12 protein-coding genes are annotated in these 11,773 nt (G+C 71.8%); all 12 read left to right on the top strand.

Going from position 1 to position 11,773, the window contains the following annotated elements; genetic code table 11:
- On the top strand, nt 1-594 hold a 594-nt coding region (locus VF468_17710; protein HEX5880128.1), incomplete at its 5' end, for a PQQ-dependent sugar dehydrogenase.
- Between the two features lie 84 nt (nt 595-678).
- Entirely contained in the window at nt 679-1,455 is a 777-nt protein-coding gene (locus tag VF468_17705) for an SDR family NAD(P)-dependent oxidoreductase (GenBank protein ID HEX5880127.1), read from the top strand.
- A 4-nt stretch (nt 1,456-1,459) separates the two neighbouring features.
- Entirely contained in the window at nt 1,460-2,881 is a 1,422-nt protein-coding gene (locus tag VF468_17700; protein ID HEX5880126.1) for a four-carbon acid sugar kinase family protein, read from the top strand.
- A gap of 151 nt (nt 2,882-3,032) precedes the next feature.
- Nucleotides 3,033-3,266, top strand: a complete 234-nt coding sequence (locus VF468_17695) for a hypothetical protein (protein ID HEX5880125.1) — start codon at nt 3,033-3,035, stop codon at nt 3,264-3,266.
- A 10-nt stretch (nt 3,267-3,276) separates the two neighbouring features.
- The gene (locus VF468_17690) at nt 3,277-3,675 is read left to right on the top strand and encodes a hypothetical protein (protein ID HEX5880124.1); all 399 of its coding nucleotides are present in this window, start codon (nt 3,277-3,279) and stop codon (nt 3,673-3,675) included.
- A 128-nt stretch (nt 3,676-3,803) separates the two neighbouring features.
- Complete coding sequence (glp, locus tag VF468_17685; protein ID HEX5880123.1) at nt 3,804-5,042, top strand: gephyrin-like molybdotransferase Glp; 1,239 nt, start codon at nt 3,804-3,806, stop codon at nt 5,040-5,042.
- Between the two features lie 137 nt (nt 5,043-5,179).
- Nucleotides 5,180-5,818, top strand: coding sequence for an LLM class flavin-dependent oxidoreductase (locus VF468_17680; protein ID HEX5880122.1), 639 nt, complete (start codon nt 5,180-5,182; stop codon nt 5,816-5,818).
- 138 nt (nt 5,819-5,956) lie between these two features.
- Nucleotides 5,957-6,538: a twin-arginine translocation signal domain-containing protein gene (locus tag VF468_17675; GenBank protein ID HEX5880121.1), complete on the top strand. Its 582-nt coding sequence runs from the start codon at nt 5,957-5,959 to the stop codon at nt 6,536-6,538.
- Between the two features lie 12 nt (nt 6,539-6,550).
- Complete coding sequence (gene fdnG / locus VF468_17670) at nt 6,551-9,046, top strand: formate dehydrogenase-N subunit alpha (protein ID HEX5880120.1); 2,496 nt, start codon at nt 6,551-6,553, stop codon at nt 9,044-9,046.
- The gene (gene fdhE / locus VF468_17665; protein ID HEX5880119.1) at nt 9,046-9,903 is read left to right on the top strand and encodes a formate dehydrogenase accessory protein FdhE; all 858 of its coding nucleotides are present in this window, start codon (nt 9,046-9,048) and stop codon (nt 9,901-9,903) included. The genes fdnG and fdhE overlap by 1 nt, the downstream gene beginning before the upstream one ends.
- 1 nt (nt 9,904) lies before the next feature.
- Complete coding sequence (locus VF468_17660; protein HEX5880118.1) at nt 9,905-10,756, top strand: 4Fe-4S dicluster domain-containing protein; 852 nt, start codon at nt 9,905-9,907, stop codon at nt 10,754-10,756.
- Nucleotides 10,753-11,700, top strand: coding sequence for an NrfD/PsrC family molybdoenzyme membrane anchor subunit (gene nrfD, locus VF468_17655; protein ID HEX5880117.1), 948 nt, complete (start codon nt 10,753-10,755; stop codon nt 11,698-11,700). Before VF468_17660 ends, nrfD begins: the two co-directional genes overlap by 4 nt.
- Nucleotides 11,701-11,773 lie beyond the last annotated feature (73 nt).

Genomic DNA, 11,773 nt, shown 5'->3' with positions numbered 1-11,773 from the left:
GCCGTGCTGTCGGGCAAGCTGTTGCGCCTGGATCCCACGCCCAGCGGCAGCAAGGGCTACAAGGTGCCCGCCACCAACCCCTTCGTGCGCCGACCGGGCGCCCGGCCGGAGATCTGGGCCTATGGCCTGCGCAACCCGTGGCGGTTCTCGTTCGACCGGGCCACCGGCGACCTGTGGATCGGCGACGTCGGCCAGTACATCCTCGAGGAGATCGATGCCATCTCGCTGCGTCGGTCCGCGGGTGCCAACTTCGGCTGGAACCGGCTGGAGGGCCGACGCCGCTTCACCGGCAGCCCCCCACCCCAGGTGGTACCGCCCACCCACCAATACAACCACAGCGACGGCCGGTGTGCGGTGATCGGCGGCTTCGTCTACCGGGGCACTCAGCTGCGCGGCCTGCAGGGCGCCTACGTCTACGGCGACGTGTGCGATGGCCGCATCAGGGTGCTGGCCCGCGCCCGAGGGCAGGCCCTGCGCCACCGCGACCTGGGCCTGCGGCTGCCTGGCCTGGTGTCGTTTGCCGAAGACCACGCTGGCGAACTCTACGCCCTCTCGCTGGCTGGTGGCGTCTATCGTCTGGAGGCCGTCACATGACGCCAGTCGGCTCGCCGCTGGCTGGTGGGTCCGATCCTCGGGAGAATGACGGTCGCCTGACCTCGACTGGAAGGCAGCAGGCCCATGGACGCCGTCAATCCGTTCCCCGCCGAGCGCACCGCGGTCATCACCGGGGCCGCTTCCCCGCGTGGCATCGGGCGCGCCACCGCCGACCGGCTGGCCCGCGACGGCTGGTCGGTCGCCATCCTCGACCTCGACGGCGAGGCGGCCAAGCGGACAGCCGCCGAGATCGGCGGCGACCGGTCGGTGGCCTCGCTCGGCGTCGCCGCCGACGTCGCCGACCCGGACTCGGTCGAGGTGGCCATCGCCCAGGTCGAGGCCAGCCTGCCGCCGGTCATCGGCCTGGCCAACGTGGCCGGGGTGAGCTCTCCGGTCGACTTCCTGGACCTGACCCTGGCCGAGTGGGACCGCGTCTTCGACATCAACATGCGCGGCGCGTTCCTGGTGACCAGGCGGGTCGTGCCCGCCATGCTGGCCGCCGGGGTGGGCCGCATCGTGAGCGTCTCGTCGGTCTCGGCCCAGCGGGGCGGCGGCACCTACTCCAAGGTGCCCTACAGCGCCTCCAAGGCGGCGCTCATCGGCTTCAGCCGGGCCCTGGCCCGCGAGCTGAGCCCGCACGGGATCACGGTGAACTGCGTGGCGCCGGGGCCGATCGACACCGACATCATGGGCGGGACCCTGACCCAGGAACGCAAGGCCGAGCTTGGCGCCGACAGCATGGTTGGCCGGGTGGGCACGGTGGCCGAGGTGGCCGCCCTGATGGCCTTCCTGCTCGGCGAGGATGCCGGCTATATCACCGCCGCGACCTACGACATCAACGGCGGCCTCCAGGTCTCCTAGGTCGATGACACCGGCGGACCCGACGGCCAACCTGCCCCCGGCGCGGGTGGAGCCGGACGCCCGGCGGCGGATCCGCCGGGCCCTGGCCGACGCGGGCCGGCGGATCGCGGTCCTGGACGACGACCCCACGGGGTCCCAGACGGTCCACGGCGTCGAGGTGGTCACCGTGGTCGAGCCGGACGAGCTGGCGGCCGGTCTCGCCGAGGCCGGCTCGACCTGCTTCATCCTGACCAACACCCGCAGCCTGGCTGAGGCCGACGCGGTGGAGCTGAACACCCGCATCGGACGGATGCTGTTCGAGCTGGCCGACCGGCTGGACGCGCCGATCGACGTGGTCAGCCGCAGCGACTCGACCCTGCGCGGGCACGTCATCGCCGAGGTGCGCGCGCTGGACGCCGTGCGCCGGGAGGCGACCGGCCGAGGCTTCGACGGCGTGCTGCTGGCCCCGGCGTACTTCGAGGCCGGCAGGTTCACCGCCGGGGACGTGCACTGGGCCCGGGTGGGCACCGACGTCCTGCCGGTCGGCGAGACCGAGTTCGCCCGCGACGCCACCTTCGGCTATGCGGCCTCCGACCTGCGCGACTTCGTCGCCGAGAGGAGCGGCGGCACGATCGGGCCGGACCAGGTCACCAGCATCACCCTGGACGACCTCCGCCTGGGCGGGCCGGCGCGGGTGGCTGAGGTCCTGGCCGGCGTGACCGGCGGTGGGTTCGTGGTCGTGAACGCCGTGGAGTACGCCGACCTGGAGGTCGTCGTCGGTGGGCTGCTCGAGGCCGAGGCGGCCGGCCGGTCCTTCCTGTGCCGCACCGGGCCGTCGTTCGTGCAGGTCCTGGCCGGGCTGGATCCGCGGGACCCGCTGGGGGCGTCGGACCTCTGGGGCGACGGCCGTCCCGGCGGGCACGGGCTCGTCGTGGTCGGGTCGCACGTCGGCCTGACCAGCCGGCAGGTGGCGGTCGCCCGGGACCGAGGCGGCCTGGCCGAGGTCGAGCTCGACGTCGCCGCCGTCGCCGACCCCGCCCGGCGCGATGGCCACGTCGCCGAGGCCACCCGGCTGGTCGTCTCGGCGCTCGATCACTCCGACGTGCTGCTGGTCACCAGCCGCGAGCTGCGACGCGGCCGGGACGCCACCGAGAGCCTGGAGATCTCGCGGCGGGTGTCGGCCGCCGTCACCGAGGTGGTCCACGGGGCGCTTCCGGCCAGGCCCGCCTGGGTGGTCGCCAAGGGCGGCATCACCTCGCACGACGTGGCCGTCCGCGGCCTCGGCATCCGCCGCGCCAGGGTCCTCGGCCAGCTGTTCCCCGGGCTGGTGTCGGTCTTCCGCCCCCTTGACGCCGCCCCCGAGGTGGTCGGCATCCCCTATGTCGTGTTCGCCGGCAACGTCGGCGACGAGACCACCCTGGCGTCGGTCATCGACCGGTTCCGCTAGATGACTGATGTCGTGAAGCCTCCGTTGTTCCATCAGGCCGGTCGTTCCCCCAGAATGAGCGAGGAAGATCGCTGGCGAAGGGCCGAACGGGCGGCCGCCGGGTGGTGGCCCGGACCGTCCTGCGTCAGCGCCGTTGGAGGAGGCGCGGCACATGACCGGGACCATCCATGTCGCCGATGTGGACGGCGACACCACGCGCACCTGGGACACCGCCGACCCGGCGACCGTTCGGGAGATCGAGGAGGTCTTCCTGGAGGCGCAGACGGCCGGTCGGCTCGTCTACCGGCAGACCGGGGACGGCCGGGGCGAGCAGGTCACCCTTGAGACCTGGAATCCCGAGCAGGACACCGAGCTGTTCATGGCTCCGCGCCTGGCTGGCGGCTAGGACCTGCGCCGTGACCGTCGCGGTGTGGTGGGCGATCGGGATGGCCGGTGTCGTCGGCCTGGCGTGCTGCCTGCTCGAGCCGATCCGGCGGGCCAAGGCCGCGCTGGCGCGTCGCCGCCAGGCGCGGCGACGGGCCGAGGCGCTGCTGCTGGGCTGGCTGTCACCTGACCAGCGAAGGCAGTACCAGGCACACGGCTGGTTCGAGGTCACGACTGCCCGCGGTTACCGCTACCGCGTCTTGCGAGGCGGCGTCGTGCGGCTCGACCCCCTCGGATCGGGGTACTGCATCGAGGCGACCTCCCCGGTGCCGGTTGCCGATGAGATGCTGGCCAACAAGCTGTTGCTGGAGACCGACGAACGCCGTTTCCTGGCCACCGCCCACCGCTACCGCTACAACAGACCGGCCTGACACAGCGCCTGATCAGCAACGCTGGCGCGGCCCAGAAGCCCCCCGGGTGCGTTTGCTCGACGGGGAGGGTCACCCTCGCCCTAGACTGACGGCAGCGCGCAGCGTCACGGCGCCGGCAGGGAGGTCCAGTGTCGGAGAACCTTTGGACTCCAGCGGCCGTGCGCCGTCTGCTCCTCGACCACATCCGGCCGCTGCCACCCCGGCCGGTACCGCTGACCCAGGCGTCCGGCCTGCTGTTGGCTGAAGACCTGGGCGCGCCGGCCGACCTGCCCCGGTTCGCCAGTTCGGCCATGGACGGGTTCGCCCTGCGGGCGGCGGACACGGCATCGGCACCCGTTCGGCTACAGGCCCTGGGGCGCGCTCTGGCCGGCCGCCCCTTTCCGGGTGAGGTCGCGCCCGGGGCAGCGGTCGCGATCGCGACGGGGGCCGCCATGCCAACCGGCGCGGACGCCGTCGTCCCGGTCGAGATGGCGGAGGTCGACGGTGGGACGGTGATCATCGACCGGGCCGTCGAGCCGGGGCGGCATGTCCGAGCCGCCGGTGAGGATCTCCTCGCCGGCAGGCTGGTCCTGTCGGCTGGCACGATCCTGGGTCCGGGCCAGCTGGCGGCGGCCGCCGCCATGGGCCGCGACCGTCTCATCGCCCACCCACGCCCGGTCGTGAGCGTCGTGCCCACCGGCGATGAGCTGCGCCCACCGGGCGCCGCGCTGGGGCCGGGTCAGATCCACGACGCCATCTCGGCGCCGCTGGGTGCGCTCCTCGCCGAAGTCGGCGCGGTCGCCGATGTCTGCCCGATTACGCCGGATGACCAGGCCGCTCTGGCCGAGGCGGTCCACGCGGCGGCCAGCACGGCCGACCTCGTCCTCACCATCGGTGGAATCTCGGTCGGCGAGCGCGACCTGGTACGGCAGCTTGGCGGCACGATCGACCTCGTGCCGATCCAGGTCGCCCTGCGCCCGGGTCGCCCGTTCGCGTTCGGCCGGGTCGCCGGGGTCCCCCTGTGCGGCCTGCCCGGCAACCCAGCGGCGGCCCTGGCCAGCTTCGAGGAACTCATCCGTCCCGTCGTCCTCGCCCTGCAGGGCAGGCCCCCGTCGCTTCGCCCCTCCCTGCCGGCCACGCTGACCGCGCCGATCAAGCTCCGGCCCGGCCGGCTCCACCTGGTCCACTGCCGCATCTGGTGGGAGGACGGCCATCTGCGAGCCCAACCGCTCGTCGGTCGCGGCACCTCAAGCTTCTCGGCCATGGCCGCCGGCAACGCCCTCGCCGTCATCCCCGCCGACGCCACCGACGCGCCCGCCGGAGCAGAAGTCGCCGTCCGGCCGCTGACCGAATTGCCCCTGGTCCAAGCCGACCCACCACTGGCATGAGGTCCCGGTCCGCCGGATCACCGGCCTCGCAGCCGAGAAGGCCGTCTCCAGCATGTGATACTCGACCTCGAAGACCGCCGAGTAACGGCCAGCTGGTCCGCTGCCTGCGGGTCGCCGGCCGGGAGACGTAGGCAGCGATGCAGGGAACCGCACCGACAGGAGAGGCAGGCGGGGCAGGAGCCGTGACTCCTCCCCCGGACCCAACGACGGTCAAGGTCGGTGTCCTCCTCGCTCGGGGTCCGGCCGAACTTGGCGAATGGCTCGCCGACGCGGCGGCCTTCGAGGCCGCTGGCGCCCATGCGCTCTGGGTCGACCCCGAACCCGAGTCGGAGCTTGATCCCCTTGCGTTGCTGGCGGCGCTGGCGGCCATCACCTCCCGAGCGCTGCTGGTCGCGACACCGGCCTCCGAGGACCCATCCGAGGCCCTTGGCCGTACCTTGGCCACGATCGGGCGCCTCAGCCACGGCCGCCTGGCGCTCGCCGCCGGGCCCGGGAGACTCGAGGAGCTCACCGCCCTCGCCCCCGGCTCCGCCGCCTTCCGCCGCCTGCCCGGAGAGCCGGCAACCTTCGAGCGCCAGGACGAGGCGGAGACGGCCGAGCGCTGGGTCCTGACCCCGCCGCCAGAGGGTCGTGCGGCCTGGCGGACGGCCCTGGCCGACGCCGTCACGAACGGTGCCGGCGGGCTGCTGGTCCCCGCCGGCCCGCGGCTGCTGGACATCCTGCGCAATCCCAACGACCCGGAGGATCGCCGCGACCTCCATCTCGCCCAGGGTTGAATGGGCACGCCCAAACCTGTTGACGTACCGTCGCGGACGTTTGAAAATCGGCGAAGCTGGCGATAAACCGCATACACGCGAAGCAACGCAAGCAACGTAAGCGACGCCACGACGTGATGGTGCCAAGGGAGGCCGACCATGGAGGTCACACGGCGCCAGTTCCTGAAGGCCGGCGCGGTGGGCGCCGGAAGCATCGGCGCCTCGGTCCTCGGCTTCGATGTCGCACAGGCCAAGCAGGTGCAGCAACTCCTGCGCATCGAGGGAGCCACCGTCTCCCGCTCCGTCTGCCCGTACTGTGCCGTGGGGTGCGCGCTCCTCGCGTACACCAAGAAAGACGCCGAGGGTAAGGTCGAGCTGCTGCAGATCGAGGGCGACCCGGACAGCCCGGTCAACGAGGGACGCCTCTGCCCGAAGGGCGCGACCGCACTGGAGCTCGCCGTCTCCCGCCGGCGCGTCCCCACCCCGATGTACCGGGCGTCGGGGGCGAGCGAGTGGCAGCAGATCTCCTGGGACGACGCGCTCGACAAGCTGGCCCAGCGGATCAAGGCCTCGCGGGACCGCACCTTCGTCCCCATGGACGCCGACGGCCACGTGGTGAACCGCACCGAGGGCATCGCCTTCGCCGGCGGGGCCGCGTTCAGCTCCGAGGAAGGCTACTTCGCCACCAAGCTGCTGCGGGCCATCGGCATCGTCTACATGGAGCAACAGGCCCGGGTTTGACACGGCCCCACGGTGACCAGTTTGGCCGCCACGTTTGGTAGAGGGGCAATGACGAACCACTGGCGTGACATCCGGCACGCCGATCTCATGCTGATCAACGGGGCCAACCCCGCCGAGGCCCATCCGGTCGGGTTCCAGTGGATGATGAAGGCGAAGCTGGAGCGGGGCGCCAAGATGATCCACGCCGACCCGCGCTTCACCCGCACCTCCGCCGTCGCCGACATCCACCTGCGGATCCGGACCGGGTCGGACGTCGCCTACTTCGGCGGGCTCATCAACTACGTCCTCCAGAACGAGCTCTACCACAAGGAGTACGTGACCTGGGCGACCAACGCCGCCCTGGTGGTCAAGGAGGGCTACGAGTTCAAGGACGGCCTCTTCAACGGGTATGACCCGGAGACACGCACGTACGACCCCGCGGCCTGGGCGTACGAGGCGGCTGGGTCGAAGCAGCGCACCGAGCGCGAGACGAAGAGACGCCCGCTCGCCCACGGACCTGGGCCGACCGGCGGGTTCGCCCGCGTCGACATCGACCACCCGCGCTCCGTCTTCAACCTCCTGCGCAAGCACTACTCCCGGTACACGCCGGAGATGGTCGAGCGGATCACCGGCATCCCCCGCGACCAGTTCCTCGAGGTGGCGAAGCTGGTCGGCGAGATGGGTCGGCCGGACAAGGTGATGACGATCATCTACGCCGTCGGCCTCACCCACCACACCACCGGCGTGCAGCTCATCCGCTCGGGGGCGGTGCTCCAGCTCCTGCTTGGCAACATGGGGCGTCCGGGGGGCGGCATGAACGCCGAGCGGGGCCACGCCAACATCCAGGGCAACACCGACCACGCGATCTCCTGGGAGATCCTGCCCGGCTACCTGCGGATCCCCGCGCCCGGCCAGCGCAACCTGGACGACTACGTAGAGCAGAGCGCGAGCAAGCAGGCGCTGCCCGAGGCCATCAACTTCTTCGGCACCAACTACCGCAAGTTCATGGTGAGCCTGCTCAAGGCCTGGTACGGCGACGCGGCGACCAAGAAGAACGAGTTCGCCTTCCACCACCTCCCCAAGCCGGCCGGGAACGCGTCCTGGATCTCGATCTTCGACCAGGCCCTCCAGGGCAAGATGGAGGGGCTGATGCTGTCGGGGATGACCGCGACCAGCATCGGGCCCGACTCCAACCAGGTGCTGCACGCCCTGTCCAACCTCAAGTGGCTGGTCGTCATGGACGCCTTCGCCACCACCAGCTCGGAGTTCTGGCGCGCGCCCGGTACCGACCCGGCGACGGTCCAGACCGAGGTGTTCATGCTGCCGGCCACCCACTGGATCGAGAAGGACGGCTCGTTCACCAACAGCGGCCGCTGGGCCCAGTGGAAGGACCAGGTCCTGCCTCCCGAGGGCGAGGCCCGCCACGACCACTGGATCATGGCCGAGTTGTTCCAGCGGGTGCGCGACCTCTACCGCCGGCAGGGAGGGAAGTACCCGGCGCCGCTGCTGGAGCTGTCCATGCCGTACCGGGACCCGGTCAAGCCCGAGCTGGACGAGATCGCCCAGGAGATCAACGGCCGGGACCTGCGCACCGGCAAGCGGCTGGAGACCTTCGCCGACCTCAAGGACGACGGCACGACCACCGCCGGCGACTGGATCTACACCGGGCACTACCCGGAGAGCGGCAACCTGGCCAAGCGCCGGGACGGCGTCCAGGACCCCGCGGGCAACGACCCGACCGGCATGGGCTTCTACCACAACTGGGGGTGGAGCTGGCCGCTCAACCGGCGCGTGCTCTACAACCGGGCCTCGGCCGATCCCCAGGGCCGCCCGTGGGATCCGGAGCGGGCGGGGATCCGCTGGGACGCCGCCGCCGGCAAGTGGGTGGGCGACGTGCCCGACTACCCGCCCGACGCCGACCCGCGCGACCCCAAGGCCCCGCTGCCGTTCATCATGACCGGGGAGGGGACGGGGCGGCTGTTCAGCAGCTCGGTGGCGGACGGGCCGTTCCCCGAGCATTACGAGCCGATCGAGTCCCCGGTCGACAACCCCCTGCACCCCGAGGTCTCGGCGACGCCCGTGGCCTTCCTCTACGACCAGGCGGCCGGCCGGCCCAACCGGTTCGGCACCCGGGACGAGTACCCGTACGTGGCCACCAGCTACCGGCTCACCGAGCACGAGCACTACATCACCCAGCAGGTCGAGCAGCTGGTCCAGCTGCAACCGGAGGCGTTCGTCGAGGTGCCCGCCGAGCTCGCCAGCGAGAAGGGCATCGCCAACGGCGACCTGGTCCGGGTCTCGTCCAAGCGGGGCAAGCTCGAGGTCCGGGCGGTGGTGACCGGGCGCCTCGGCCCGCTCCAGATCGATGGCAAGAAGGTCTACCAGATCGGCATCCCCATCCACTGGGGCTTCGTCGGCATCAAGACCGGCCAGCACTGGCTCGCCAACGCGCTCACGCCGTTCGTCGGCGACGCCAGCGCACGCACCCCCGAGTTCAAGGCGTTCCTCGTGAACATCGAGAAGCTCTGATGACCGCACTCGGCGCGACCGCGACCAGTCCGTGGACGCCCCAGCGCCGACGGGCCGAGGCCCTGCGCGCCCGCCACCCCTTCGCGGCAGAGGTGCTCGCCCTCTACGTCGCCCTGCTCGACGTCTGGGACGAGGCATGGGACGCCGCCCACCGGGAGCGGCCGGAGCCTCCGGCGCTGGCCGGCTGGGCCGCCGGGCGCGTGCTCCCGCGGGTCGTGGAGGCGACGGCGGAGGCCGGCCCGGAACCGCTGGCCGGCGCCACCCGTGGGCTCCTCGAAGCCGGTGTCACCTCCGAGCCGCTGGCCGCCTGGCTCGCCGGCGACGAGCTCGCGCCGGTCGAGCGCTACCTGGCCCGCGCCACCCTGCGGGGGCCGCTGCAAGCGCTCGACGCCGACGCCGCCTGCGCCCGGGACCCGTCGCCCAGGGGCGGCCGGCACTGTCCGCGCTGCGGCGGACCGCCGCAGCTCAGCTACCGCGCCCACTCCGACGACGGGCTGGTGAGCGAGCACCGGCACCTGGCCTGCGCCCGCTGCGGGGCGACCTGGAGGTATTCCGGCAGCGCCTGCGCCTCGTGCGGGGAGACCAGGACCGCCCAGCGCACCGTCTACGCCGAGCGGAGCGAGCGGCCCGTGGTGGGGCGCGGCGATCCCGCGGCTCCCGCGCCGCCCGACGGCCCGATGTTCCCACACGTGCGCATCGAGGGCTGTCACAGCTGCAAGCGCTACCTGATCGACGTCGACCTGGGCCGCGACGCCCGAGCCGTGCCCGAGGTGGACGAGCTGGCGGCGCTGCCGCTGGACCTCCACGCGGCCGAGCTGGGCCTTTCCAAGATCACGCCCAACCTGATGGGGTTCTGAGATGGCCGAGATCGTGCCTGGCCAGGCCTACGGGTTCTTCACCGACACCAGCGTCTGCATCGGCTGCAAGGCCTGCGAGGTGGCCTGCAAGCAGTGGAACATGCTCTCGGGCCATGAGCCGTCGTTCATCGACGGCTACGACAACACCGGGCAGCTGGACTCGCAGAACTGGCGCTACGTGCAGATGATCGACAACGTGCCCGACGTGACGCTGGGTACCGGCCAGGGCAAGGCCTGGCTGATGATGTCCGACGTCTGCAAGCACTGCCAGCATGCGAGCTGCATGGACGTCTGCCCGACCGGGGCGATCATCCGCACCGAGTTCGACACCGTCTTCATCCAGCCGGACGTCTGCAACGGCTGCCGCAACTGCATCTCGGCGTGCCCGTACAGCGTGATCGGCATGGACGAGGAGGCGCACGTCGCGCGCAAGTGCACGCTGTGCTACGACCGGCTCCAGGGCGGGATGGAGCCGGCCTGCGCCAAGGCCTGCCCGACCCAGTCGATCCAGTTCGGCCCCCTCGACGAGCTGCAGCAGCGGGCCGACAAGCGCCTGGCCGACCTCCACTCGCAGGGCGTCGTCGAGGCGAACCTGTACGGGCGAGACCAGGAGGTCTACGGCGGGCTCAACGCGTTCTTCCTGCTCATGGACAAGCCGGAGGCCTACCGGTTGCCCAACGCGGCCAACGCGACGCTCCCGGGCCGCAACAACGCCGGCGGCTGGCTCACCACGGCGGTCACCGCGGTGCTGGGCGTGCTCGGCGGGTTGATCGCCCTGCGCCGACGACAGGTATCGCCCCAGGAGCCAGCGCCCGACGAGACGCCGCCAACGGCCGAGGCGGGAGCGCGATGATCCTTCTGGCCCAGGCCCAGCACTTCGTCCGCTCGCCGGACTGGACCTGGTACATCGTGCCCTACTTCTTCCTGGCCGGCCTGGCCGGCGGCTCCTATTTCATCGCCACGCTGCTCCGCCTGTGGGGCGAGCGCTCCGACGAGCCGGCGGCACGGGTCGGCTACTACGCCGCCTTCCTGACCTTCCTGCCCTGCCCGATCCTGCTGACGCTGGACCTCACCCAGCCGCTGCGCTTCTGGCACATGCTGTGGAACACCACGCCGGGCTCGGAGGGCTTCAACTTCAAGTCCGGGTCGCCGATGTCGGTCGGCTCGTGGGCGCTGGTGGCCTTCGGTCTCTTCGCGACGGTGTCGTTTCTCGAGGTGCTGGTGCGGGACCGGAAGATCCGCGGCTCACCTGCCAACCGGGCGGTGCGGCTGCTGGACGGTACGCCGGGCAGGTTGTGGATCACCGTCGGGGCGGTCCTGGGCCTGTTCATCGCCGGCTACACCGGCGTGCTCCTGGCCGTCTCCAACCAGCCGGTGTGGAGCGACACGTGGGCGCTCGGCGGGCTCTTCCTCGCCTCCGGACTCGCCGGCTCGGCGGCGCTGCTTCTCCTGCTCGTCCGCTACCGGGCGGACGCGCGGGCCAGCGCGGGCATGCTGGAGCTCTCCGAGCGCCTGTTCACGCTCCTCGAGCTCGCGCTGGTGGTGGTCTTCGTGCTCACCCTCATCCCGCACGGCGCGCTGGACGACGCCTTCGGCTTCCCCTGGATCCTGCTGTGGCTGGTGGCGTTCGCGGGGATGGTGCCCGGGCTTCGCGGGCTCGTCACCGCCCGGCTCGCCGTCACCGCCGACGGGGCCGTGGTCGCCCAGCCGCTGCTCGCGTCGGTGAGCGCGCCCGGGCTGGTCCTGATCGGTGTGCTTGCGTTGCGCGCCGCGGTGATCCTCAGCGCCCAGTTGTGAGTGGCAGGGATTTGCGGGCACACCCCCCACAGGGGCGCTAGGTCGAGTCGTTGTCGGGGCGGTGGGCGTGGAA

This window comes from Actinomycetota bacterium, from assembly GCA_036280995.1.
Lineage (GTDB): Bacteria > Actinomycetota > CALGFH01 > CALGFH01 > CALGFH01 > CALGFH01.
Note: the sequence above shows the minus strand (reverse complement) of the source record. Positions and strands in the feature narration are given on the sequence as shown.